This window comes from Streptomyces sp. NBC_00440 (assembly GCF_036014215.1).
Classification (GTDB): Bacteria; Actinomycetota; Actinomycetes; order Streptomycetales; family Streptomycetaceae; genus Streptomyces.
The window spans coordinates 5,487,519-5,511,112 of sequence record NZ_CP107921.1; the positions used below are offsets into that span (position 1 = coordinate 5,487,519).

Consider the following 23,594-nt stretch of genomic DNA (forward strand, 5'->3'; position numbering starts at 1 on the left):
AGGTGTCGCCCCGGCCGGTCGTGCAACCGGTCGGTCACCGGTCCTGTCGCGGTGCCAGGCCCAGGGACCGCCTGATGAAGTCGACCTGGAGCAGCAGCAGATTCTCCGCCACCTGTTCCTGCGGCGTCATGTGCGTGACACCGGAGAGCGGCAGCACCTCGTGCGGACGGCCCGCGGCGAGCAGCGCCGACGAGAGCCGCAGGGTGTGGGCCGCGACCACGTTGTCGTCCGCCAGTCCGTGGATCACCATCAGAGGCCGGGCGGGGTTCTCCGGGGCCGAGAGGCCGTCGTCGGTGACGAGCGCGCTCGCCGCGTACACCTCGGGCTGCTCGGCCGGGTCGCCGAGATAGCGCTCGGTGTAGTGCGTGTCGTACAGCCGCCAGTCGGTGACCGGGGCGCCGGCGACACCCGCGTGGAACACATCGGGGCGGCGCAGCACCGCGAGCGCGGCGAGATAGCCGCCGTACGACCAGCCGCGGATGGCCACCCGGTCCAGGTCCAGCGGGAAGCCCTGGCCGGCCAGGCCGTGCAGGGCGTCGATCTGGTCGTCGAGCGTGAGCGTGAAGTCGTCCCTGATCGCCTTCTCCCACGCGGGGGAGCGGCCCGGGGTGCCCCGGCCGTCCGCGACGACCACCGCGAATCCCTGGTCCGCGAACCACTGTGACGTGAGGTGCGCGTTGTGCGCCGCGACCACCCGCTGGCCGTGCGGGCCGCCGTACGGGTCGAGGAGCACCGGGAGCGCGCCGTCGGATTCCCGGTGGCCGCTGGGGAGCAGGACGGCGCACGGAATTTTCCGTGCGCCCCCCTCGGCGAACTTCACGCGGGGGGTGAGGCCCGGCGTCTCCGCGTAGGAGGCGATCGTCGCCACCTCCTTGCCGTCCCGCAGCACCCGGACGTCCGTGCCCGGCCGCTCCGTACGGGCCGACAGGAGCACCGTGACACCGCCCGAGCGCACCGCCGAGTGCACGCCGGGCCCCGCCGAAAGACGCTCGACCCCCAGCTCGTTGACCCGGTAGACGTGGATTTCGCCGGTCTCGGGGTCGGCCGCAGCCTCGCCCGCCGACGCGGAAACCAGCACGTCGTCAACCGAGATGTCCAGCACCGCCCGTACGTGCAACTCCGGTCCGGTGAGCAGCCGGTCGCCGACCGCGAGCACCCGGGCACCGCCCTCGTCGGCGATCCGGACCAGACCGCCCGCGGGCGACCTGGCGGGCACCCCGGGGAAGAGGTCGAGCCACACCGGGTCCTCGTCGACATGGAGGGTCCTGGTGGTACCGGACTCCGTGTCGACCCCCAGATAGCGCTGGCTGCGCTGGTCACGGGCCTGGACGAGCAGCAGCGGGGCGCCGTCGGACGACCAGTGCACGGCCGCCAGATACGGGTGGCGGGCGCGGTCCCAGACCACCTCGGTGCGTGTCCCGTCGAGGGCGTAGAGGAAGAGCCGCACCTCGGCGTTGGGGGTGCCGGCCGCCGGATATCCGACCTGCGCCGGTTCCCGTTCCGGATGCGCCGGATCGGCGATCCACCAGCGCTGTACGGCGCTGTCGTCGGCCCGCGTCACCAGCAGGCTCCGCGAGTCGGGCGCCCACCAGAAGCCGCGTGAGCGCTGCATCTCCTCGGCCGCGACGAACTCGGCGAGCCCGTACGTGATGTGCGTGTCCTCCGGCTCGGCGAGCGCCCTGTCGTCCGTACCGGCCGAGTCGTCCGCCCCCACGATGCGCAGCGCGCCGCCGGTCACATAGGCGATGAGGCTGCCGTCCGGGGACGGCCTGGGGTCGATGACCGGCCCCGGCACCGGGATCTCCCGGGTGCTCGGGCCGGGGCCGGTCCGCAGCCCGGCCGTGAACAGCCGCCCGGACAGGGCGAATACGGCCAGTTCGGCCGCGCCGTCGACCGCGTACCCGACGATGCCCGCCGAGCCCTCCCTGCTCCGTTCACGGCGGGCCCGCTCCCCGGCCGAGAGCTGCTCGGCCGCACCGCCGAGCAGCGCCTCCGGGTCGGCGGCGACGCGCTCCTGTGCGCCCTGTGCGAGGTCGAGCACCCAGAGCCGGTTCGCGCGGTCCGTTCCGGTGGGGGAGCGCAGGTAGACGACCCGGTTGCCGTCGGGCGACACCGTGAAGGCGCGCGGGGCACCGAGCGTGAAGCGCTGGGTCCTGGCGAACCGGCGCGGAAAGGAGTGTTCGTTCGATGTCATGCGCCTGAACCTAGTGCGGGACCGGCGGGACCGGAGGAGGTGCTGCGGAGTGCCCCCGACGGCGGGCATGTGCCGACCGGTTCTGCCGGGGGCGTACGTCCATGCGCCCCTCGTGCTGCCGTGCATCGATCATGCACGCCGCCGGATAGTTATGATCCGTAGCGCTAGGTGGGTATGACGCTACCGGCAGTTGTGGCATGCCCCTGGACCGTACGCAAGTGGAGGTGAACCGTCATGGCGCTCTCGATCTCGGCGGTGGTGCTGCTGACGATCATCGTCGTGCTCATGGTCAGGAAGTCGGGGCTCAAAGCGGGGCACGCGGTGGTCTGTGCGCTCCTGGGCTTCTATCTGGCCAGCTCGTCCGTGGCGCCCACCATTCACTCGCTCACGACCAATGTGGCCGGAATGATCGGCGGTATCAAGTTCTGAGACACCGGAGACACCGGAGACACCGGAGACACCGGAGGCAGCGGGTGGGCGGCTCCGGGAGCGGGCGCGGCTCGTAGGCTGTTCCCATGACGGACCTTCCCGGCCGGCCGACGGACCTCCCCGGCCGGCGCCTGCTCCTGGTGCACGCGCACCCCGACGACGAGTCGATCAACAACGGCGTCACCATGGCCGCGTATGCGGCCCAGGGTGCCCACGTCGCCCTGGTGACCTGCACTCTCGGCGAGGAGGGCGAGGTCATCCCGCCCGGACTCGCGCATCTGGCGTCCGACCGCGAGGACGGTCTGGGCGCCCATCGCATCGGCGAACTGGCCGCCGCGATGCGGGAGCTGGGCGTCACGGACCACCGCTTCCTCGGCGGTCCCGGCCGCTTCCGGGACTCGGGGATGATGGGCGTCGCGCAGAACCACCGCGAGGGCGCCTTCTGGAACACGGCGGTGGATGACGCGGCGGCGTATCTCGTCGAGGTGATCCGCTCCGTACGGCCGCAGGTCCTGGTGACGTACGACACCAACGGCGGCTACGGCCACCCCGACCACATCCAGGCGCACCGTGTCGCGATGCGCGCCGCCGAACTCGCCGCCGAGAAGGCCTTCCGGGCGGACCTCGGCGAGCCGCACACGATCGCGAAAATCTACTGGAACCGGGTCCCGCGGTCAGTGGCCGAGGAGGGCTTCGCCCGGCTGCGGGCGGCCGGTGCTGGGTTCCCGGGGGTCGCGGACATCGGAGATGTGCCGGGGGTCGTGGACGACGCGGTCATCACCGCGGAGATCGACGGCACCGCGTACGCCGCCGCCAAGTCGGCCGCGATGCGCGCGCACGCCAGCCAGATCGCGGTGGACGGCCCGTTCTTCGCGCTCTCCAACGACCTGGGCCAGCCGCTCTTCACGCGCGAGTACTACGAACTGGTGCGGGGCACGCCGGGAGCGCCGGCCGGCGAGCGTGAGACGGACCTCTTCGCGGGCATCCCGGCGGACAGCACGACGAGCACTGCAGGAGCGGACGAATGAGTATGAACCAGGGCTATACGGGCATGGCGGCACCGCCGAACCCCCGCCGTATCGCTGCCTACTTCGGGCTGGCCGTCCTCGGCGCGCTCACCGGTCTCGCGGGCGCGCTCGTACAGGCCGGCTGGTTCCCCGGCGGCCTGGTGCTCGCCCTGCTGGGCGCGGCGGCGGTCTTCTACGGCGGCCGGGTGGCGACCGGCACGGCGATCGGGGCAGGTGCCGCCGCCGTCGGCTGGCTGGTCGCCGTCATACTGCTGACCGCCACCCGCCCCGAGGGCGACTTCGTCTTCGGCGCGGGAACGGGTTCGTACGTCTTCCTGCTGGGCGGGATGGCGGCCGCTGTGATCTGTGCCACCGTGCGCAAGGTGCCGCGGCCTGAGCCGGATTCCGCCCGACCTGGCAAGTGATGTGCCGCTTCGCCCGGTGAACCGGGCGCGGCTGCGGGGTTGTCGGAACCTCGCATTCCACTGGGTGGGGGGTGCGATCGCGCCGTGGCCAGTATGGTGGTGCGCGCCGCCGAACCTCCCGCACAAGTAAGAACGGGCGGCGGAGCCAACCGGGAGAACCTGCCTTGAGTCGTGAAACTGACAGTTCGTCCACCGGTCCCCAGGGGCGTGGCGGGGCCGCGTACCCCTCGGGCACGCCGCCGTACGGAACCCGCCAGTCTCCGGAGGAGGCCGCAGCGCCGGCCCCCGAGCCGCAGCCGGACGAGCCCAGGACCGAGACCACGCTGACGACGCGTATCCGGATCAACATCCCTGGCTCGCGGCCGATTCCGCCGGTCGTCATGCGGACACCGATGGGCGAGAGCGAGCCCATCAACGGTGGCGCCGGCGGTGCCGGTGGCGCCGACCAGGAGCGCACCGCGGCGATGCAGCTGCCGCCCGAGCCCGGTCCTGAGCCGGAGGCCGATGAGCCGCCGGCCGAGCGGCCGACCAGCGACTGGTTCGCGCCGCGCAAGCCCGCCGCGCCTTCCGCGTCTTCTGCCCCGGCCGGGGCCAACGGAGCGGTCGGAGCGCCGCGTTCCGCCGCATCCTCGGGGCTGTCGGGCCTGCCGGGGGCGTCGGGGCCGTCCGCCCCGAGCGGATCCGGAGCGCAGGACGGCGGCGCTCCACGCTCCGACCTGCCCTACTTCTCCGAGCCGCCGCAGCGGAACACCGGCGGACCCGGTGCGCCCGGCACATCAGGTCTCTCCGGTCCTCCCGGTCCTCCTGGGGCCCTCGGCTCGCTCGGGCCGCTCGGTGCCGCCGGGCTCGCCGGCCCCTCCGGGCCGACCACAGGACCCGTCACCGGCACCAGCCCGCTGACTCCGCCGCTCGGCGACGCCCCGTCCCCTCTGGGGGGCGCCGGGACGCCGCTGTCGGACGACACCGCCGTACTGACACCGCAGCAGCCCGCGCCGGAGTTCGGCACCGGCCCCGGCGGCCAGAGCGGCCCGCCGGCCGGCGGCAACGTCTCGGGCTCCACGCTCAGCAGCGGGGTCCCGGTGGCCCCGTCCGATCGCCGTGCGCCGTTCCCGCCCGGTCCCGGCGGCGGTCCGGGTCCCGGTACGGACGGTCCCGACGGGCCGCGGCTCTCCGGCGGCCCCTCTCCGTACAGCCCGTCCGAGCACCCCGGCGTGGTCCCCACCCCGGCGCCGGCCCCGGTCCGCCCGGCCGCACCGGCCAGGAAGGGCCGCTCGAAGCTGGGCCTCATCGGCGTCGGTATCGTCGTGCTCGCCGGTGTGGCGTACGGCGCAGGACTGCTGATGAACCACTCCGACGTGCCCAAGGGCACCACCGTGCTCGGCGTCGACATCGGCGGCGGCACCCGGGACGAGGCCGTCAACAAGCTCGACAGCACGCTCGGCACCCGGGTCAACTCCCCGATCCAGCTGAGCGTCGACGGCCGCAGGACCGAGCTCAGGCCGGCCACGGCGGGGCTCACCCTGGACACCCAGGCGACCGTCCGCGGTGCCGCGGGCAGCGACTACAACCCCGTCTCGGTGATCGGTTCGCTCTTCGGCGACCGGCGCCAGGTCGAGCCCGTCCTGCCCACCGACAACGAGAAGCTCGGTGTCGCGCTGACCGATCTGGCGGGTGTCTCCGGCTCCGCGTCCGACGGCACGATCAAGTTCGAGCCCGGCAAGGCCGTCGCCGTACCGGGCAAGGCGGGCAAGACACTGGACGTCAACAAGTCGATGGTCGCCGTCCGGGACGCGTTCCGCGCGCAGGTCCAGACCGGGAAGCCGCACACCGTGCAACTCCCCGTCGCCGCCAGGCAGCCGACGATCACCCAGACCGAGATCGACCGGGCCATGAAGGACTTCGCGCAGCCCGCGATGTCCGGTCTGATCACGATCAAGGCGGGTGGCAAGCAGATCCAGTTCGGGCCGGAGAAGTCGCTCCCCAAGATCCTCTCCATGAAGCCCGTCAACGGCCGGCTCGAACAGGTCTACAACCGGACCGCCATCACGCAGCTCCTGGAAGGCGTCTTCGACGGCGTGATGATCACCAAGGGCGACGGGCAGAAGCACCCGGTCTCGGCGACGGACGTGGCGCAGGCCATGCAGACCGCGCTGCTCGGCAAGACGCCGGCGGAGCGCGTCGCCACGATCAACCTCAACCCGAGCTGACCGCAGCCGCGTCCGACCAGGACCGCCCGGCCCCCGCCGACCACCTGACGCCGACCGGCGGCGTCACCACATCGGCGGGGGCCGTGTCATGGGCCCCGCTATGACATCTGTCATCGACGATTCACGACAGGCGGCTCTGCCGCCGCACAGCCCGGTGAGCGACGCTGTTCTCATGACGAAGACGACAGCACCGCCCACCACCGTGGTGAGCTTCGAGAACGTGAACAAGAGCTACGGCGAGGTACACGCCGTAGCCGGTCTCACCCTTGACCTGCACCCCGGCGAGACCGTCGCACTCCTCGGCCCCAACGGGGCGGGCAAGTCATCGACGCTCGACCTGCTGCTCGGACTGCGCAATGCCGACTCGGGCACCGTCCGGGTCTTCGGCACCACCCCCGAGCAGGCCATCAGGGACGGCCGGGTCGGCGCGATGCTGCAGAGCGGTGGCCTGATGGAGGACGTCAAGGTCCGCGAGCTGGTCCAGCTGGCCTGCGACCTGCACCGCCACCCGCGCCCGGTCGCCGACGTACTGGACCGCGCGGGCATCACACAGATCGCCGACCGCATGGTCAACAAGCTCTCCGGCGGCCAGGAGCAGCGCGTCCGCTTCGCGCTGGCGACGGCCGGGGACAACGACCTGATCGTCCTCGACGAGCCGACCACCGGGATGGACGTCTCCGCGCGGCACGCCTTCTGGGCCACCATGCGTGAACAGGCCGACCAGGGCCGTACGGTCCTCTTCGCCACGCACTACCTGGAGGAGGCGGACGCCATCGCCGACCGCGTCCTGGTCCTCCACAAGGGCAGGCTGCTCGCCGACGGGACCGCGTCCGAGATCAAGGCCAAGGCCGGTGCCCGGCGGATCGCCTTCGACCTGGAGGGCGCCATCGACGACGGCGTGCTGCGCGGTCTCCCGTTCCTGACGGCCTTCGACGTCTCGGGCCGCACCGTCCGTATCCAGTCGTCCGACGCCGACGCCACCGTCCACGCGCTGTACGGACTCGGGCTCTTCCCCCGCAACCTCGAAGTCTCAGGGCTCGGCCTGGAGCAGGCCTTCGTCGCCATCACCGAGGCCGAGGAGGCCAAAGCAGTATGAGTACCCTGGTCAAGCTCGAAATCACCCGGACCCTGCGGAACAAGAAGTTCATGTTCTTCTCGATCCTCTACCCGTCGATGCTCTATCTGATCATCGCGAGCGGCGCGTCCTCGTCGGACAAGGTGGGCGGCACCAACCTCACGCTGCAGAACTTCTACGTGGTCGCGATGGCCTCCTTCGGCGCGCTCACCGCAGTCCTGATGGGCAACAGCGAGCGCATCGCCAAGGAGCGCGAGAAGGGCTGGGTGCGCCAGCTGCGCCTCACCTCGCTGCCGGGCCGCGGCTATGTCCTCGCGAAGATCGGCAGTGCGGCGGTGGTCACCCTGCCCTGCATCGTCGTGGTCTTCATCGTCGCGGCGCTCGCCAAGGACGTACGGTTCGACGCCTGGCAGTGGCTGGCCCTGACCGGAGTCATCTGGGCCGGCAGCCTGGTCTTCGCCGCGCTGGGGGTCGCCATCGGGTACATCGCGAGCGGTGACGCGGTCCGCCCGATCACGATGATCATCTACTTCGGCCTGTCGATCCTCGGCGGCCTGTGGCTGCCCACGACGTCCTTCCCGCAGTGGCTGCAGAACATCGCGGAGTGGCTGCCCACCCATGCGTACGCCGGCCTCGGCCAGGCCATCGAGGTGGGCAACGCCCCGCACATCAAGGACGTCGCCATCCTGTTCGTGTACTTCGTGATCTTCGCAGGCGGCGCCGCCTGGCTGTACCGGAAGGACACACTGAAGGCGTGAACGAGGAAAGAGCGGTCGGTATCGGAAAAGTACCCGAGAACCGCCGGGAGGCCGCCAGGAAGATGGTCTGGATCGGCATCTGGCTGATCTTCCTGAGCACCCCGCTGAACGCGCTGCTCGACGGCCGCTACTCGGCTGCCGAGCAGGCGCTCGGCTGGACCGGGCTGACCGTCTTCGTCGGCCTGTATCTCGTCATGGTCTTCCGCAACACCAGCCGCTCGCTCCCGACGAGGACGATCCACCTCACCCTGGCCGTCCTCGGCGCCCTCGCCATCGGCCTCAACCTCACCCTCGGCTCCCCCTGGCTCGTGCTCTTCGTGTACGTGGCGGTCAACTGCGGTGCGGTCCTGCCCCTGCGCAGGGCGACCTGGGGGATCCTCGGGACCACGGCGCTGATGTGCCTCCTCTCGCTCCGCGACGACCATCCGCTGGAGCTCGCGGGACCACTGCTCATCCCGGCGCTGCTCGGCGGGTTCGCGATGACCGGGGTGCGGCAGCTGATCCGTACGACGGTCGAGCTGAAGCAGGCCCGCGCCACGGTCGCCCAGCTCGCCGCCAACGAGGAGCGGCTGCGGATGGCCCGCGACCTCCATGACCTCCTCGGCCACTCCCTGTCGCTGATCACCCTCAAGTCCGAGCTGGCCGGCCGGATGCTCCCCGACCGGCCGGGGCAGGCGGCCGCCCAGGTCGCGGACATCGAGCAGGTCAGCAGACAGGCGCTGGCGGACGTACGGGAAGCGGTCACCGGCTACCGCCGCCCCACCCTGCCCGGTGAACTGGCGGGCGCCCGCACCGCGCTGGCGGCCGCGGGCATCGCGGCCGATGTGCCCACCGATGTGCCGGAGGACTGCCGGACCGGCGACCTGGACGAGGACCAGGAGGCCGCCCTGGCCTGGGCGCTGCGCGAGGGCATCACCAACGTCGTCCGGCACAGCGCGGCCCGCCACTGCACGGTGGCGCTCAGCTCCCGGCAGACCCTGGACGGCCGCCGCCTCGAACTCATGGTGCGTGACGACGGCAGGCACGCCGTGGCCGGACCGCGCGGGAACGGGCTCACCGGCCTGGCCGAGCGCCTCGCCCAGGCCGGCGGCACGCTCGATACGCGGGCCGGTCCCGGCTTCACCCTCACCGCCCGCGTCCCCATAGGATCCGGGGCATGATCAGGCTCTTGCTCGCCGAGGACCAGGCCATGGTCCGGGAGGCCCTTGCCGCGCTGCTCGGCCTGGAGCCGGATTTCGAGGTCGTGGCCCAGGTGGCCCGCGGCGACGAGGTCCTGGCCGCGGCCAGGACCCACTCCGTGGACGTCGCGCTGCTCGACATCGAGATGCCGGGCATGACCGGCATCGACGCCGCGGCCCAGCTCCACCGTGAACTGCCCGCGCTCAAGGTCGTCGTCCTGACCACCTTCGGCCGCCCCGGCTATCTGCGCCGGGCCATGGAGTCGGGCGCCCACGCCTTCCTGGTCAAGGACGCACCGGCGGCCCAACTGGCCACCGCGGTACGGAAGGTGCTCGACGGCGAGCGGGTCATCGACCCCACCCTGGCGGCCGCGGCCCTCTCGGACGGTGCGAACCCGCTGACGGACCGCGAGCGCGACGTGCTGCGGGCGGCTGCGGACGGCTCGACCAACGCGGAACTGGCGGCGGCGCTGCACCTGTCGCAGGGGACCGTCCGCAACTACCTCTCGACGGCGATCCAGAAACTGACGGCCCGCAACCGGGCCGAGGCGGTGCGGATCGCCCGTGAGAAGGGCTGGCTCTGAGGGCTGTTCCGCCGTCGTGGCGAAGTGCGGTGTCGCCTGCCCGGACGGCCCCGGAGCCGCGGCTCAGTGAGCCGTCGCCCGCCGCTCGTACACCGTCACCCGGCGCCCATGGACCTGCTGGTCGGCAACGGCCCTGAAGTACTTCTTCAGCACGGCGGTCTTCGTCCTGTCCCGTTCGCCGGCCACCGGTTTCGCCACCTCCGGTGTGTCCGTCACCAGCAGGATCCACTGCTGGGCCAACATCGCCGCACGTATGCGGCCGGGGTCGGCCTCCAGGCCCTTCAGGGTCCCGGACTTCTCCGGGCTCTGCACCAGAGCTATGTCCCGCAGCCCCGAAAAGGCGCTCGGGGAAACGGACTTGGTGTCCCGGCGCGCCGACGGGACGAAGAGCACCGCGTTCCCGTTCTGCTTCAGCCGCCGTACGTCCGAGGCCACCGCCATGACGTCGTCCACCCGGCTCGACGGGGACCGCTTGGCCAGCGACTGCGGCAGTAACGCCACCGTCGCCACGGCGATCACCGCGGGCAGGACCCATATCGACGCTCTCGGGTGCCGTGGTCTCACCGCCCGTATCGCCGAGCCGATCCCCGCACCGATCAGCAGCGCGAGACCCAGCAGACTGAAGAGGATGTACCGGTCCAGGAACAGTGGCTGGATCAGCGAGAGACCGATGAGGCCGAGCTGCGGCACCACCAGCAGCGGCAGCCCGACGGCTGTCACCGACAGCCGGCTCGCCCGGGGGCGGTCGAACAGTACGCAGACTCCGCCGATCACCAGCAGCACGGCGGGGCCGATCATCATGTGCCAGGTCAGCGGCGGTATCCAGGACACCTGCGCGGCCTGGCCCCGGCTGAAGAGGATCAACGGCAGCACACAGACCGTGGCGGCCACGGAGCCGGCCGCCCAGCGTTTCCACACCGCGCGGCCGGCCCGGCTCCAGGCCAGAGTCGCCAGATGGGCCGGGAGGATCATGAGCGAGAGCCAGTTCAGGAGCCCGCCCAGCAGGACGGTGCCGCCGTAGGCCGCCCAGTACGCCGTCCGGCCCCGCCCCTGCAACAGGGTCACCAGCAGTGCCGTGGAGATCCCGGCCCCGGCCGCGACCAGTGCGTACGGCCGACCCTCCTGGAGATAGAACTGCACGGCCGGAAGCAGCCCGAAGGCCATCCCGCCCGCCAGGCCGGCCCACATACCGGCCAGCCGGCGGCCGACAACCGCCACACAGGCCGCCGCCACCCCGGTGGCCAGTACCGAGGGCAGCCGCAGCGTGGTGGTGCTGGGTCCGAAGCACTCGAACAGCCAGTGCATCAGCAGGTAGTAGCACCCGTGCACGACGTCGACGTTCCCCAGCATGTGCCATATCTCAGCCGTGGAGCGCTGGGCCACCTGCCAGGTCGCGGCCTCGTCCCGCCACACACTGCCCTGTCGCGACAGCCCCCACAGCCCCAGACAGAAGGTCCACAGCATCGGTATCGACCAGACGAGAACGCGGCGGCGGTCCGGGCCGGCCGGAGCGGCGGCGGACGTCGGTCCGGCCTCCGGGAAGCAGGGCGACGGACGCGATATGTGGGCAAGGGACATGAAGGAGGCTTCCGGAGCGGCTGCGGCACAGGACGGAGGGTCGGAGCCGCGAGGGCGCCTCACCGACACGCATCGTAAGCAACCGCGATATCCGCCTGTGCGGCGCCTGTGAGGACAAGCCCCGGGCCCTGCCCGGCAGTACAGTCCGGCCCTGCCCGGCAGTACGGCCCTGCCCTGTCCGGCGCTACGGCCCTGCCCTGTCCGGCGCTACGGACCGGAGAAGCGGCTCACGGGTGCATCCGGGCCCCCTTCAATACCTTGTCCACCGCGTTGCGCGGGCCGTACACCGCGAGCCCCACCAGATCGAGCTGGTCACGCCCGACCGCCCGGACCGCCGCCCGGTTGTCCCGGTCATTGCCCGTACGGAACAGATCGCGGGTGAAGACGGCCCGGGGGAGTGCGCGGGACAGGACCCGGGAGTGCGCGGTGGTCAGCGTCGCGCCAGTGCCCTCGAAGACCAGCACGGGCTGCCGGAACATCGGCAGATAGGCGGTGTCGTCGGCGTCGGCGTACGGTTCGCCGACCACCTCGGGCACCGTCAGGCCCAGGCCGCTGACCAGGAACGCGGTGACATTCAGCCGCTGCCAGGTCTCCAGGTCCTCGTGCAGCAGTACAGCGATCTTGGTGTCGAAGCGGACCGGTGCGCCGTCGCGGGCGCTGCCCGTGAGGCTGTCGGCGGCGGGGCCGGGCACGGCGGGGTCGGGAGTGGTGTGGCCGGGGACGGCGCGGTCGGGGGCGGTCTCGGTTCTCATGCTCCGAGACTGCCGACCGGTCCCGCGCGCCGTCTTGTACGTTCTTTGCATGGTGTCCGGGCCGGAGGTCTCCGCATGGCGCCCGCCCGTGGCGGGTGTCGTGGAGGTCTTCCATGCGCACTTCACCGAGCACGCCTACCCGATGCATGTCCATGACGCCTGGACCCTGCTGATCGTCGACGACGGGGCGGTGCGGTACGACCTCGACCGCCATGAGCACGGCACCCCGCACGACACCGTCTCGCTGCTGCCTCCGCACGTGCCCCACAACGGTTCGCCCGCCACCCCGCGGGGCTTCCGCAAACGGGTGCTCTATCTGGACATGACACAGCTGGGCGCCGGGTACATCGGCGCCGCCGTCGACCGGCCCGACCTCGTCGACCCGGTGCTGCGCAGCCGCGTCGGCCGGTTGCACATGTCCCTGGCCTCCCGGGGCGACGAGCTGGAGGCGGAGAGCCGGCTGGCCCTGATCAGCGAGCGGCTGCGCGGACACCTGGCGCCCGGCGCCGCGGCCCGCCGCCGGGAGGACGACGGCAGGTCCGTCGCGGACCGGCTGCGGGAGCTGCTCGACGCACGGCTGGTCCAGGGGGTGACGCTGCAGGAGGCAGCCGCGGAGGTGCATGCCCACCCCGCCCATCTGGTACGGGCGTTCAGCGCCGCCTTCGGCATCACCCCGCACCAGTACCTGACGTCCCGCCGGGTCGACCGGGCCCGGGGGCTGCTGCTCGAAGGGCAGCAGCCCGGTGAGGTGGCCGTGGCCACCGGGTTCTACGACCAGTCCCATCTGACCCGGCACTTCAAGCGCGTCGTGGGCATCGCGCCGGGCCGCTACGCCCGTAACGGACCGGCCTCATCCGGACGAAAGGCCCGGGCCACCGTCAGTTGAGCATCGCGCGGGCCGACCTCGCCTGCCCGCGGACCGCCTCGGCCGTTCCCGGGTCGATCGCGGCGACCACCTCCGCGTACTCCTCCATCTCCACCGCGCCGCGCACGAATTCGCCCCGCTCGACCAGCAGCTGGGCGTGCTCGAAGCGCAGCCGCGCCGGGTGGGCGGGCAGCAGCAGGGAGAGTTCGATCGCCCAGAGCTGGACGTCCGTGCGCTCCGGACGGGCCGCCGCCCAGGCGCGGATGTTGTTCAGGACCCGCAGGATGATCTCCAGTGGACCCGCCGGGGCGAGCATGGACGGGTCGAAGGGCGCCCCCGTCGCTCCGGCTACCAGGGCCCCCGCGTCCTCGCCGCTGAGCAGCCGGCCGCCGCCGAAGGGATCGGCGAGCACCTGCTCGTCCGGCGGGCCCGACGGATCGCCGAAGCCGACCACGAAGTGGCCCGGCAGCGCCACCCCGTACACCGGGGCCCCGGCCCGCCGCGCGACCTCGGTCCACACCACCGAGAGCAGGATCGGCAGCCCGCGCCTGCGCCGCAGCACCTCGTGCAGCAGCGAGGACTCCAGCCGCTGGTAGTCGGCGGCGCCACCTCTGAAGTCGTGCTGTACGCCGAGGAGTTCACCGAGCGCGGTGGCCCAGGCGCGGGCACCGGTCACCCCGTACGGCACCATCCCGGCCAGCCGGTCCAGTTCGATCTGGGCCGTGTCGATGCCGACCTGGCCGAGTGAGGGATCGGCCTCCGTGCCCACCAGCAGGCAGAGCAGGGCGAGATCGGGCCGCTCGGCGCGGGCCTCCTCGGCGAACTGCTGGCGCCAGTCGGTGGATTGCTCGTCCATATCGGTCTCGTACCCGCCTATGCCGTGGGGATGTGCTGCCGGTAGTGGTGATAGCTGTGGTGGGTCCGGAAGCCCATACCGTCGTAGAGGGCGCGGGCCCCGGTGTTGTCCTCCTCGACCTGGAGCCAGGCCGCCGACGCGCCCTCGTCGAGCGCCCGGCGGGCCAGTGCGGTCATGACGGCGCTCGCCAGCCCCTGGCGGCGGGCTGCCGGGTCCACCTCCACCGCCATGAACCCCGCCCACCGCCCGTCGACCACACAGCGGCCGATGGCGGCGGGCACATCGCCGGGACCGGCGACCGAGGCGAACCAGGTCGAAGGGCCGCTGCCGAGCACCTTCGCGACGGCCGGATCCGCGGTCCCGGAATCCGCGGTCCCGAAGCGCTGGTAGCGGGCGAGCCAGGACGTGTCGAAGGTCCGGGAGAGCGCGACCCGGGAGACCGCATCGTCCAGCGGGCGGACCGGATCGCCGATGGGGGCCAGTGCGCCGATCCGGACGAGCGCGCTCACCTCACGGGTCCAGCCGCGCTGTTCGAGGGCGGCGGCGAGCAGTTCCTGGGTGCCCTCGTGCCCGGTGGAGACCTGGACGTACGCGGGCAGGCCGCGCTCCGCGTACCAGGCGGTCACCCGCTCCAGCGCCTCGTCCAGCGGCCGGCCCGGATCGCCGAGCGGCAGTACGGAGTTGGCGCGGCGGGTGAATCCCTCCCGTCGCCCGACCTCCGCCCCCCGACGACGCGCTTCGCTCGGCACCTCCTCGACTGCGGCCCGCAGCTGCCAGTCGCCGAGCTGCTCGCTCTCCACCGGCTGCCAGGCGCGGGCCGCCGCCCGCGCCAGTTCGGGGAAGGTCGCCGACGGGCCCCGCCGGCGCGCGGGCGCGGGGGGCACCGTCTTCCCCGCCACGAGCGCCGATTCCGGGATGCGGACCGACACGCCCGACCGTTGTGTGATGGACAGCACACCGTCGTCCCATGATGTGAGAACACCCACCGTGTCGGTGAACTTCGCACCTGGTGCGGCCTCGTTGGCCAGCTGCCTGACTGATACCCGTTTGCCCACGTCAACAGGTGTAATTCGGACCTTGAGCCGTCCGCCGGTAGTGAATTCCACAGCTCTCTCCGCCCCTCCTGTTCGGATCGCGCCCAGGAACGGAGATACTAGGTGCGGGCATCGACGACGCCGCGCTCCCGCGCAGAGCAGCCCTACCGAGGAGGAACGACAGCGTGACTTACGTCATCGCGCAGCCTTGTGTCGACGTCAAGGACAAGGCGTGCATCGAGGAGTGCCCCGTCGACTGCATCTACGAGGGCTCCCGGTCCTTGTACATCCACCCGGACGAATGCGTCGACTGTGGTGCCTGTGAGCCGGTCTGTCCGGTGGAAGCGATCTTCTACGAGGACGACACCCCGGAGGAGTGGAAGGACTACTACAAGGCGAACGTCGAATACTTCGACGAGCTCGGCTCGCCCGGTGGCGCCTCCAAGCTCGGCCTGATCGAGCGCGACCACCCCTTCATCGCGGCGCTGCCTCCGCAGAACGGCTGACCCGTAGCGACCCGGTCCCGTACGGCACTCTCGCCGTACGGGACCGCGGCATTCGCTGTCCGCCCGTACGAGAAAGTGAAAGCCCGTGTCCGCACTCTCATCGCGCCTCCCCGCCTTCCCCTGGGACAAGCTGGAGCCGTACAAGGCGACGGCCGCCGCCCACCCGGACGGCATCGTGGACCTCTCCGTCGGCACACCGGTCGACCCGGTCCCCCTGATCGTGCGCGAGGCGCTCGTCGCGGCGGCCGACTCGCCGGGGTATCCCACGGTGTGGGGGACCCGCGAGCTGCGGGACGCGATCAGCGGCTGGTGCGAGCGCAGGCTCGGCGCGAGCGAGGTCGCGCACACCAACGTGCTGCCCGTCGTCGGCTCCAAGGAGCTGGTGGCCTGGCTGCCCACGCAGCTCGGCCTGGGCGCCGGTGACCGGGTGGCGTACCCGCGGCTTGCCTACCCGACGTACGAGGTGGGCGCGCGGCTCTGCGGCGCGGAGCCGGTCGTGTACGACGACCCGACGGAGCTGGACCCCGAGGGGCTCAGGCTGCTCTGGCTCAACTCGCCGTCGAACCCGACCGGCCAGGTACTCGGCCGGGACGAGCTGGTCCGGATTTTGGCCTGGGCGCGTGAGCACGGCATCCTGATCGCGAGCGACGAGTGCTACTTCGAGCTGGGCTGGGAGGCCGAACCGGTCTCCGTGCTCCACCCCGATGTCTGCGGCGGTACGTACGAGGGTCTGATCGCCGTCCACTCGCTCTCCAAGCGCTCCAACCTGGCCGGCTACCGTGCCGCGTTCATCGCGGGCGACTCCGCCGTACTCGGCGAGCTGCTCCAGATCCGCAAGCACGGCGGGATGATGACGGCCGCGCCCGTACAGGCCGCGGTGGTGGCCGCGCTCGGCGACGACGCCCATGTGACGGAGCAGCGGGAGCGGTACCTGGCCCGGCGCACCGCGCTGCGGACCGCGCTGGAGGCGCACGGCTTCCGGATCGAGCACAGCGAGGCCAGCCTCTACCTGTGGGCGACCCGCGACGAGGAGTGCTGGGACACCGTCGCCCACCTCGCGGAGCTGGGCATCCTGGTGGCGCCCGGTGACTTCTACGGCGTGGCGGGCGAGCGCTTCGTCCGCGTCGCACTGACGGCCACGGACGAGCGGGTGGCCGCCGCGGTGAAGCGGCTGGGCGAGAAGCAGTCCACCGACTGAGCAGCCCGCCGGCTGCGAGAGCGCGGTCCGTACGCGGAAGGGGCCCCGGGGAGTGAGCTGTGAACTCCCCGGGGCCCCTTGCTGTCGGCCGAGTCGTACTGGCCGGTCCTGCCGGCCGAATGCCGGCCGGGTCCTACTGGCCGAGCGGCAGGCCGCCGTTGACCGGCAGCTTGCCCGCGGACGGCAGGGTGCCGCCGGCGCTCTGCGCGGTGCCGCCGACCAGGGTGCCCGCGCTGCCCGCGGTGTCGCCCGCGGCCTTCTGGGCGGCCGGAGCGGCGGTCTTGCCGACGGCGCCGACGGTCTTGCCCGCGGCCGGGACGGTCTTCTTGACGGCCTTGCTGCCGGTGTCACCGGCCATACCGGTGGTCGTCCGGGCCGCACTGTCGACGGAGTTGCCCAGGCCGGCGCCGTCGAGGGCGGTCACGCCGCCCAGGTTCGGGGTCTGCGGGAGTTCCGCGGCGCTTGCGACGCCGGCCGCACCGACCACGGGGGCCGCGCCCGCCGCGATCAGCAGCGCGGTACGGGCGATCCGACGGGTCAGGGAGAGGGACATGGTGCTCCTTGAGCGGGAGGGGACTGGACTGTCCGGCGTTCGGACGCTGTGACAACCGCTCAGGGGGAGGGGGAAGTTGCGGTGCACCAAGGTAAAGAGTCTGCAATGCGTCGCATTATCGGTTTCGGATAAAAACGGACAAACGGAGGCCCGTCGGCGGGGCTGCTGAACCGTCACTCCCCTTGCCTCCCACGGGGTCCCCGGAGGCTCGCCGAGAACGCCCGGAGGGGCCGCGAAAGGCGCCCCCGGCGGGCCGGGGGAGCCGCTTCCGGGTGACGGATCGCGTACCCGTACGAGTCCGTTTCCGGCGCTATTTCGTGAGGGCGATACGGACTTCGGTGGCGCCCTGGCCCGCACTCCGCCCCGTCGAAACGGTCTGCGTGGTGTCCGTTCTGCGCCATGGTGCGTGGTTTGTCGCCGCGGTCCACTCCTGGCCCGCGTAGGAGACCTGCTGGATGTGGAGGGCGGCCGAGTTGGCCACCGCCCAGTACGCGAGCTCCCAGCCGCGCTGCTGGACGGACCCGGTGCCTGGCGCCCCGACGGCCCGCGCCGTGGTCGTACGGACCGGCAGCCGGACCTCCGACGGCTGCGCCGACTTCCCGGAGGGCAGCACCCCGGACCCGAAGTCCCGCTTCAGCGCGGCGCGCACCGCGGCCGGATCGCCCGCCAGGCTGCTCTTCGTCGCCGCGCAGGAGAACGAGGCGGGCGACCGGCCGGTCAGTGCGGCCGCGAGCAGCTGGGCGTCCGGCTCCTGCTTCGCGTACGCCTGCGGGAAGCCGCTGCGCTGCACCTCCTGCGCGGCGACCGTCAGCGGCAGCCGTGAGTAGTCGTGGATCTTCCCGAGGTGCTCGTAGAACTTCCCCGACGCGTAGACCGGATCCATGACCTGCTTGGCCGTGCCCCAGCCCTGCGACGGCCGCTGCTGGAAGAGGCCGAGCGAGTCGCGGTCGCCGTGGTCGAGATTGTGCAGCTCCGACTCCTGGAGCGCGGTCGCCAGCGCGATGGTCACCGCGCGCTCCGGCATTCCGCGCGAGGTTCCCACTGCGGAGATCGTCGCCGCGTTGACGGCCTGCTCCGGGCTCAGCCGGTAGCTGGTCCCGTCGCCGCCCTGAGCCGTGCAGCGCGGACCACTGCCGCCACCGCTGATGTACTGCACCAGGACATAGCCCGCCAGCGCCAGCAGCACGGCGACGGCGGCCACGATCCGGAAGAAGCGGCCGCGGCGTGGCGCGGCAGTGGGCTGGGACACGAGGCCCACCGTACTGGAGCCGGGTTAGGGTCAGAACCATGTCAGAGACCCCGCTTGACCTCGCACTCGATGCCCCGGCCCTGACCGCACAGCTGGTCGACTTCCCGTCCGTGAGCGGCACCGAGAAGCCCCTCGCCGACGCTGTGGAGGAGGCGCTGAGGGCGCTGCCGCACCTGACCGTCGACCGGTACGGCAACAACGTCGTCGCCCGGACACACCTCGGCCGCGCCGAGCGGGTCGTGCTGGCCGGACACCTCGACACCGTGCCGATCGCGGACAACGTCCCGTCGCGGCTCGACGAGAACGGCGTCCTGTGGGGCTGCGGCAGTTGTGACATGAAGTCGGGCGTGGCGGTACAGCTGCGGATCGCGGCGACCGTGCCCGAGCCCAACCGGGACCTCACCTTCGTCTTCTACGACAACGAAGAGGTCGCGGCCGAACTCAACGGCCTCAAGCACGTGTCCGAGGCGCACCCCGACTGGCTCGCGGCGGACTTCGCCGTCCTGCTCGAATCCTCCGACGGCGAGGTCGAGGGCGGCTGCCAGGGCACGCTCCGGGTCATCCTGCGCACCAAGGGCGAGCGTTCCCACTCGGCGCGCGCCTGGATGGGGTCCAACGCGATCCACTCCGCCGCCCCGATCCTGGCGAAGCTGGCCGCGTACGAGCCGCGCAGGCCGGTGATCGACGGCCTGGAGTTCCACGAGGGCCTCAACGCCGTACGGATCGAGGGGGGCGTGGCCAACAACGTCATCCCGGACGCCTGCACGGTGGTGGTCAACTTCCGTTACGCGCCCGACCGCAGCGAGGAGCAGGCACTGGCGTACGTGAAGGAGTTCTTCGCCGACTGCGACATCGACGAGTTCATCGTCGACGACCACACCGGCGGCGCGCTCCCCGGCCTCTCGCACCCGGCGGCGGCGGCCTTCATGGCGGCGGTCGGTGGCGAGGCCCGCCCCAAGTTCGGCTGGACGGACGTGTCGCGCTTCAGCGCGCTCGGGGTCCCCGCGGTGAACTACGGCCCCGGCAACCCGCTGCTCGCGCACAAGCGCGACGAGCGGGTCGACATCACCAGGATCTCGCACACCGAGGAACGACTCCGCGCCTGGCTGACGGCCTGAATTTCCTCATTCGTCACACGTGCAGACCTAGGCTGTGTGAACACGTACAGCGGAGGGAGCACAACATGGGCAACCCTGAGGGAGCACCGGCGCCGGAGGAACAGCGGCTCGGCCCGGTGGTGCGCCGCCGGGACCAGGTCCAGCCCGGCACCACCGACCAGCGGCTGCTCGACACCACGGAGAAGGGCCCGGCCGACTGGCTGCACACCGACCCCTGGCGGGTCATGCGCATCCAGTCGGAGTTCGTGGAGGGCTTCGGCGCACTGGCCGAACTGCCCAGCGCGATCAGCGTCTTCGGGTCGGCCCGCACCGCGCCGGGTTCACCGGAGTACGAGGCGGGGGTACGGATCGGCCGCGCGCTGGTCGACGCGGGCTTCGCGGTCATCACCGGCGGCGGCCCCGGTGCGATGGAGGCGGCGAACAAGGGCGCCAGGGAGGCCAACGGCGTCTCGGTCGGGCTCGGGATCGAGCTGCCCTTCGAGCAGGGCCTCAACCAGCACGTCGACATCGGGGTGAACTTCCGCTACTTCTTCGTCCGCAAGACGATGTTCGTGAAGTACGCGCAGGGCTTCGTGGTCCTGCCGGGCGGCCTCGGCACCCTGGACGAACTGTTCGAGGCACTGACCCTGGTCCAGACCCGGAAGGTCACCCGGTTCCCGATCGTGCTCTTCGGTACGGAGTACTGGGGCGGCCTGGTCGACTGGCTGCGCGGGACGGTGATCGCCCAGGGCAAGGCATCGGAACGCGATCTGATGCTGTTCCACGTCACGGACGACGTGGACGAGGCGGTGGCCCTGGTGACCAAGGAGACGGGGCTGTAGCCCGCTCCTCCTCCCGGCAGGCCGGGTCCGCGAAAGTCGTGAGCCAGGAGCGACTTCGCGGACCCGGCCTGCCGGCCGCGGAGCGCCGAGGCAACGGGGCGCCGGGACCGCGGTGCCGAAGGCCGGGTCGCGGCCCATGAGGACCGGCCGGACAGGACCTGAGCGGCGGGCAGGCGCAACAAACGCGGCCCGATGTTGCGAACGCCTTCCGGCGGGGCAGGAACCGCCCCATGACACTGAGCCGTCGCTCCCTCATACGCTCCGCCGCCGCTGTCACCACCGCCGCCCTCGTGACCGGCGGCGGCACCGCGCACGCCGCGACCGCCCGGCACGCGGCCGCCGCCACCGGCAGTGCGGTTCCCGCCGACTGGATGGGCGCGCTGCCCGACGCGCTGTCCCTGCTGCGGATGACGATCCCCGGTACTCACGACTCCTGCTGTACCGATCCCGCCAACGGCACCGAGTGGTCGCACACCCAGAACTGGGGGATCGCCGAGCAACTCCAGCGCGGCATACGGTTCCTGGACATCCGGGCCAACGGCCTCCAGGACCATATGGGCGACTCGTTCGGGATCTACCACGCCGGGTTCTACCAGGGCATCACCTTCGACGGGGTGCTCACCCAGTGCCGCGACTTCCTTCAGCAGCATCCCGGAGAGACGATCGTGATGCGGCTGAAGAAGGAGGACGGCACCAACAACGATGTCGGCGCGGGCTTCAAGGACGTCCTGAACGGCTACCTCGACACCAAGGGCTGGCGCCCCTGGTTCCTCCTCACCGACCGGGCGCCGACGCTCGGCGAGGCGCGCGGCCGCATCGTCCTGATCGCCCAGTTCGACAACGACCTGCCGATCCTGCAATGGCCGGGCGGCGACAACGACTTCCTGTCCAACCAGTGGTTCTCGCTCCAGGACATCTACCAGGGGCTGTCCCTGCCGTCCCGGAAGACCGCGAAGGTCACCCAGCAGTTCGACAACGCCACCGGCGACCAGAATTCGGCGCTGATGTACATCAACTTCACCAGCTACGCGGGCGGCGGCTGGCCCAAGACCAACGCGGACGCGATCATGCCCGGAGTGCAGAGCTATCTGAACGGCCGGCTGTCGGACACCACGCACCTCGGCGTCGTCCCCATGGACTTCCCGGACTTCCACTCGGACACGCTGCGCACCCTCATCGACTGGAACTGGCACTGACAGCACGCTCCCGCACCGCGCGGTGGGGTACGCGGAACGCCGGCCAGGCCGACTGTCAGTGCCCGGTGGAAGCATTCACCGGCATGGATGCGAAGACTTTCGACTGGCGGCAGTTCCTCACCCGGTGGAGCGAGGAGTGGGCCGACGCCCAGGGCAGCTCGGTGGACTTGAGCCCGGACGACCTGGAGGACCAACAGCGCAGATGGCTCGGGGCCGCGCCCGCCACCGATACGGACATCGCCCGCATGGAGGCGCGGCTCGGATGCGAAATACCGCCGTCCTACCGGGAGTTCTTACGGGTCAGTGACGGCTGGCGGCATGCGGGCGGCTTCGTCTGGATGCTGGCAGGCACCCGCGAGGCCCACTGGCACGAGGACGCGAGCGGTCTCGGTGAGGACCACGACGAGTTCTGGGGCGACGAGGACAACCCGGAGGAGACGCGCGCGCAGGTCGGCCTGTGGTCCCGCGCGCTCCAGCTGGATGTCCAGTCGGACGCCACCTATGTGCTGCTCGACCCGGAGGACGTCGGGCCGGACGGCGAGTGGGCGGTGCGGGTGTGGGCGTCCTGGCGGGCCTCGGACCCCGAGCGGTACCCGTCGTTCGCGGACTTCATGGTCGCCATGCACCAGGAGTTCCACCACCTGGAGGCAGGCCGGGACGGGGAGCGGGGCGCCGCCGCCTTCGTCAACGGGACGACGCGCGCCCAGGACGCCGCTGTGGACCGGGCCCGGATCGCGGCGCTGCGCGGCCGTTACGGAGAGGCGGCCGGACTGCTGAGAGAGGCCCAGCGGTACGGCCGGCCGCGCGCGACCGAGCTGCTGCACCAGATCGGACAGCTGGGCGGGCCGTACGGGGCGGGCCGGCGGCCACCGTACCCCAGCGACCCCCGCTTCCTCACCGAGTTGCTCCCCCTGCACGCCGCCGACCTGCTCGGCAGCCACCGCTCCGTGGACGGCCTGTCCTTCGCCGACGCCGACCGCTTCCCCGAGACCGCGCGGGCCGCGGCGGACATCCTGCGCGAGATGGCCGAGGGGACGTTCCGCTACCGGCCGGGCGGCGCGTTCGGCGAGGCGGTCGACGAGGCCCGCGAACTGGCCCGTTGGGGCGACACCGACGCCGCCTGGCGGATCCTGCGCACCGTGGTCCCGATGTGGGAGCCGCTCGGCCCCGACCACATCGCCCCGGTGGGTCTGCTCGCCGACCCCGTGCTCGCTCCCGTGCTCACCGCCGAGCGGCGACTGGAGCTGCTGGCAACCCCGCGCGGCGGCGAGCAGGGGCCGGCTCCGGTCCCCGCCCGCGACCAGGACCCGGGCGGCCTGTCCTGGCTCGTACGCGGCGGAGGACTGCGACCGGGGCAGTCGTCGCCGTGCGACTACCGCATGGTCCTGGTCGAAGGGGCCGCCCCGGACGAGCTGCCCGGACTCCTCGGCTCGTCGCCCGGCACCGCGCTCTCCCCACCGCTGAGATGCTGGGACGTCAGCGGTCACCACCGGCCCGGTCAGCGGAGTTTCTCCAGTTACGACGACAAGGCGCTGCTCAGCGTCGGACGGGCGGGAGCGGGCTGGAGCTTCGGATTGGAGGAGTCCCCGGCCAGGTTCTCCAGCGACCGGTTCGTCTCTCCCGCGCAGGCAGCTTCCGCGGGCGGCGGCCGGGCGATCGTGGTGTGGAGCGAGTGGAACCGGCCCGCCCCGCTCTTCCATGTCTCGGTCGCCCGGGGCGGGGCGCCGCTGTACGCGTTCACGGTGCGGGCCGGAGCTGTGGAGGACAGCTCCGGCGCCATCCCGGCCGAACTGGACCCGGCCGTCCTGGGTTTCGGCCCCCCGGACATGGCTGCCCATGCGGCCGCAGCGGTTCGTGCGCTGGACGCCATCGCGGATGGGTACGGCGTCACACTGCCACGCCTCGCCTTGACCGAGGGCCGACTGCATTCCTTCGAGTCGGTGTCCTGGACACGCCCGCCCGGTTCCGGGGAGACGTACCTGACGGTGACGATGGGCTGACGTCCGGCCCG

22 protein-coding genes are annotated in these 23,594 nt (G+C 71.8%); 15 read left to right on the forward strand and 7 right to left on the reverse strand.

Translation table 11 applies throughout. The features are described from left to right. Positions 1-34: 34 nt before the first annotated feature. Complete coding sequence (locus OHB13_RS24715) at positions 35-2,194, reverse strand: S9 family peptidase (protein WP_328378545.1); 2,160 nt, start codon at positions 2,192-2,194, stop codon at positions 35-37. Positions 2,195-2,428: 234 nt separating this feature from the next. On the opposite strand from OHB13_RS24715, the gene OHB13_RS24720 reads away from it, so the two are divergent. The 8 genes from OHB13_RS24720 to OHB13_RS24755 all read left to right on the forward strand — a co-directional run bounded on the left by OHB13_RS24720 (position 2,429) and on the right by OHB13_RS24755 (position 9,857). Further along, on the forward strand, positions 2,429-2,623 hold the full coding sequence (locus OHB13_RS24720; RefSeq protein ID WP_164263029.1) for a hypothetical protein: 195 nt from the start codon (positions 2,429-2,431) through the stop codon (positions 2,621-2,623). Between the two features lie 86 nt (positions 2,624-2,709). Further along, positions 2,710-3,651 carry an N-acetyl-1-D-myo-inositol-2-amino-2-deoxy-alpha-D-glucopyranoside deacetylase gene (gene mshB / locus OHB13_RS24725; protein WP_328378546.1) on the forward strand — a complete coding sequence of 314 codons (942 nt, stop codon included), beginning with the start codon at positions 2,710-2,712 and terminating at the stop codon, positions 3,649-3,651. Continuing rightward, a complete protein-coding gene (locus OHB13_RS24730; protein ID WP_405753748.1) occupies positions 3,648-4,055 on the forward strand; it encodes a DUF6113 family protein in 408 nt (135 codons plus the stop codon). Before mshB ends, OHB13_RS24730 begins: the two co-directional genes overlap by 4 nt. 164 nt (positions 4,056-4,219) lie before the next feature. After that, on the forward strand, positions 4,220-6,262 hold the full coding sequence (locus tag OHB13_RS24735; RefSeq protein ID WP_328378547.1) for a hypothetical protein: 2,043 nt from the start codon (positions 4,220-4,222) through the stop codon (positions 6,260-6,262). Positions 6,263-6,434: 172 nt separating this feature from the next. Further along, entirely contained in the window at positions 6,435-7,358 is a 924-nt protein-coding gene (locus tag OHB13_RS24740) for an ABC transporter ATP-binding protein (protein WP_328378548.1), read from the forward strand. After that, the gene (locus OHB13_RS24745) at positions 7,355-8,095 is read left to right on the forward strand and encodes an ABC transporter permease (RefSeq protein WP_328378549.1); all 741 of its coding nucleotides are present in this window, start codon (positions 7,355-7,357) and stop codon (positions 8,093-8,095) included. Before OHB13_RS24740 ends, OHB13_RS24745 begins: the two co-directional genes overlap by 4 nt. Next, a complete protein-coding gene (locus OHB13_RS24750) occupies positions 8,092-9,255 on the forward strand; it encodes a sensor histidine kinase (protein WP_328378550.1) in 1,164 nt (387 codons plus the stop codon). The genes OHB13_RS24745 and OHB13_RS24750 overlap by 4 nt, the downstream gene beginning before the upstream one ends. Beyond that, positions 9,252-9,857 carry a response regulator transcription factor gene (locus OHB13_RS24755; protein ID WP_401601105.1) on the forward strand — a complete coding sequence of 202 codons (606 nt, stop codon included), beginning with the start codon at positions 9,252-9,254 and terminating at the stop codon, positions 9,855-9,857. Before OHB13_RS24750 ends, OHB13_RS24755 begins: the two co-directional genes overlap by 4 nt. Positions 9,858-9,920: 63 nt before the next feature. Here OHB13_RS24755 and OHB13_RS24760 read toward each other — a convergent pair whose 3' ends face one another. Further along, complete coding sequence (locus tag OHB13_RS24760; protein ID WP_328380381.1) at positions 9,921-11,321, reverse strand: glycosyltransferase family 39 protein; 1,401 nt, start codon at positions 11,319-11,321, stop codon at positions 9,921-9,923. 341 nt (positions 11,322-11,662) lie between these two features. Continuing rightward, entirely contained in the window at positions 11,663-12,187 is a 525-nt protein-coding gene (locus OHB13_RS24765) for a DUF2000 domain-containing protein (protein ID WP_328378551.1), read from the reverse strand. 49 nt (positions 12,188-12,236) lie between these two features. On the opposite strand from OHB13_RS24765, the gene OHB13_RS24770 reads away from it, so the two are divergent. Beyond that, on the forward strand, positions 12,237-13,073 hold the full coding sequence (locus tag OHB13_RS24770; protein WP_328378552.1) for a helix-turn-helix transcriptional regulator: 837 nt from the start codon (positions 12,237-12,239) through the stop codon (positions 13,071-13,073). On the opposite strand, the gene OHB13_RS24775 is transcribed toward OHB13_RS24770, so the two are convergent. Together OHB13_RS24775 and OHB13_RS24780 are read right to left on the reverse strand one after the other, a co-directional pair. Further along, the gene (locus OHB13_RS24775) at positions 13,066-13,908 is read right to left on the reverse strand and encodes a transglutaminase-like domain-containing protein (RefSeq protein WP_266853428.1); all 843 of its coding nucleotides are present in this window, start codon (positions 13,906-13,908) and stop codon (positions 13,066-13,068) included. The genes OHB13_RS24770 and OHB13_RS24775 overlap by 8 nt on opposite strands. A gap of 17 nt (positions 13,909-13,925) precedes the next feature. Beyond that, positions 13,926-15,014: a GNAT family N-acetyltransferase gene (locus OHB13_RS24780; protein WP_328378553.1), complete on the reverse strand. Its 1,089-nt coding sequence runs from the start codon at positions 15,012-15,014 to the stop codon at positions 13,926-13,928. A gap of 113 nt (positions 15,015-15,127) precedes the next feature. Between OHB13_RS24780 and fdxA the strand changes: the two genes are divergently transcribed. Both fdxA and dapC read left to right on the forward strand, forming a co-directional pair. Beyond that, positions 15,128-15,448, forward strand: coding sequence for a ferredoxin (gene fdxA, locus OHB13_RS24785; RefSeq protein WP_164267011.1), 321 nt, complete (start codon positions 15,128-15,130; stop codon positions 15,446-15,448). Positions 15,449-15,533: 85 nt separating this feature from the next. Continuing rightward, positions 15,534-16,646: a succinyldiaminopimelate transaminase gene (dapC, locus tag OHB13_RS24790; protein ID WP_328378554.1), complete on the forward strand. Its 1,113-nt coding sequence runs from the start codon at positions 15,534-15,536 to the stop codon at positions 16,644-16,646. Positions 16,647-16,779: 133 nt separating this feature from the next. Here the strand turns inward: dapC and OHB13_RS24795 are convergent, their stop codons facing one another. Both OHB13_RS24795 and OHB13_RS24800 read right to left on the reverse strand, forming a co-directional pair. Continuing rightward, a complete protein-coding gene (locus tag OHB13_RS24795; RefSeq protein WP_266853421.1) occupies positions 16,780-17,199 on the reverse strand; it encodes an ATP-binding protein in 420 nt (139 codons plus the stop codon). A gap of 310 nt (positions 17,200-17,509) precedes the next feature. After that, positions 17,510-18,448: a heavy metal transporter gene (locus tag OHB13_RS24800; protein WP_328378555.1), complete on the reverse strand. Its 939-nt coding sequence runs from the start codon at positions 18,446-18,448 to the stop codon at positions 17,510-17,512. Between the two features lie 38 nt (positions 18,449-18,486). On the opposite strand from OHB13_RS24800, the gene dapE reads away from it, so the two are divergent. From dapE to OHB13_RS24820, 4 genes are all read left to right on the forward strand, one after another. Then, a complete protein-coding gene (gene dapE, locus OHB13_RS24805; protein ID WP_328378556.1) occupies positions 18,487-19,566 on the forward strand; it encodes a succinyl-diaminopimelate desuccinylase in 1,080 nt (359 codons plus the stop codon). A gap of 65 nt (positions 19,567-19,631) precedes the next feature. Continuing rightward, positions 19,632-20,387 carry a TIGR00730 family Rossman fold protein gene (locus tag OHB13_RS24810; protein WP_328378557.1) on the forward strand — a complete coding sequence of 252 codons (756 nt, stop codon included), beginning with the start codon at positions 19,632-19,634 and terminating at the stop codon, positions 20,385-20,387. A gap of 230 nt (positions 20,388-20,617) precedes the next feature. After that, positions 20,618-21,583, forward strand: coding sequence for a phosphatidylinositol-specific phospholipase C (locus OHB13_RS24815; RefSeq protein ID WP_328378558.1), 966 nt, complete (start codon positions 20,618-20,620; stop codon positions 21,581-21,583). Positions 21,584-21,666: 83 nt separating this feature from the next. Next, a complete protein-coding gene (locus OHB13_RS24820; protein ID WP_328378559.1) occupies positions 21,667-23,583 on the forward strand; it encodes an SMI1/KNR4 family protein in 1,917 nt (638 codons plus the stop codon). The last annotated feature ends 11 nt before the right edge of the window (positions 23,584-23,594 follow it).

What these genes read in the sequence shown, in the direction of transcription:
- OHB13_RS24820 (WP_328378559.1), top strand. Translation starts at nt 21,667, where the DNA reads ATGGATGCGAAGACTTTCGACTGGCGGCAGTTCCTCACCCGGTGGAGC.
- OHB13_RS24770 (WP_328378552.1), top strand. Translation starts at nt 12,237, where the DNA reads ATGGTGTCCGGGCCGGAGGTCTCCGCATGGCGCCCGCCCGTGGCGGGT.
- OHB13_RS24760 (WP_328380381.1), bottom strand. Translation starts at nt 11,321, where the DNA reads ATGCTGTGGACCTTCTGTCTGGGGCTGTGGGGGCTGTCGCGACAGGGC.
- OHB13_RS24720 (WP_164263029.1), top strand. Translation starts at nt 2,429, where the DNA reads ATGGCGCTCTCGATCTCGGCGGTGGTGCTGCTGACGATCATCGTCGTG.
- OHB13_RS24815 (WP_328378558.1), top strand. Translation starts at nt 20,618, where the DNA reads ATGACACTGAGCCGTCGCTCCCTCATACGCTCCGCCGCCGCTGTCACC.
- OHB13_RS24730 (WP_405753748.1), top strand. Translation starts at nt 3,648, where the DNA reads ATGAGTATGAACCAGGGCTATACGGGCATGGCGGCACCGCCGAACCCC.
- OHB13_RS24765 (WP_328378551.1), bottom strand. Translation starts at nt 12,187, where the DNA reads ATGAGAACCGAGACCGCCCCCGACCGCGCCGTCCCCGGCCACACCACT.
- OHB13_RS24775 (WP_266853428.1), bottom strand. Translation starts at nt 13,908, where the DNA reads ATGGACGAGCAATCCACCGACTGGCGCCAGCAGTTCGCCGAGGAGGCC.
- OHB13_RS24810 (WP_328378557.1), top strand. Translation starts at nt 19,632, where the DNA reads ATGGGCAACCCTGAGGGAGCACCGGCGCCGGAGGAACAGCGGCTCGGC.
- OHB13_RS24795 (WP_266853421.1), bottom strand. Translation starts at nt 17,199, where the DNA reads ATGTCCCTCTCCCTGACCCGTCGGATCGCCCGTACCGCGCTGCTGATC.
- mshB (WP_328378546.1), top strand. Translation starts at nt 2,710, where the DNA reads ATGACGGACCTTCCCGGCCGGCCGACGGACCTCCCCGGCCGGCGCCTG.
- dapE (WP_328378556.1), top strand. Translation starts at nt 18,487, where the DNA reads ATGTCAGAGACCCCGCTTGACCTCGCACTCGATGCCCCGGCCCTGACC.
- OHB13_RS24755 (WP_401601105.1), top strand. Translation starts at nt 9,252, where the DNA reads ATGATCAGGCTCTTGCTCGCCGAGGACCAGGCCATGGTCCGGGAGGCC.
- OHB13_RS24740 (WP_328378548.1), top strand. Translation starts at nt 6,435, where the DNA reads ATGACGAAGACGACAGCACCGCCCACCACCGTGGTGAGCTTCGAGAAC.
- OHB13_RS24745 (WP_328378549.1), top strand. Translation starts at nt 7,355, where the DNA reads ATGAGTACCCTGGTCAAGCTCGAAATCACCCGGACCCTGCGGAACAAG.
- OHB13_RS24715 (WP_328378545.1), bottom strand. Translation starts at nt 2,194, where the DNA reads ATGACATCGAACGAACACTCCTTTCCGCGCCGGTTCGCCAGGACCCAG.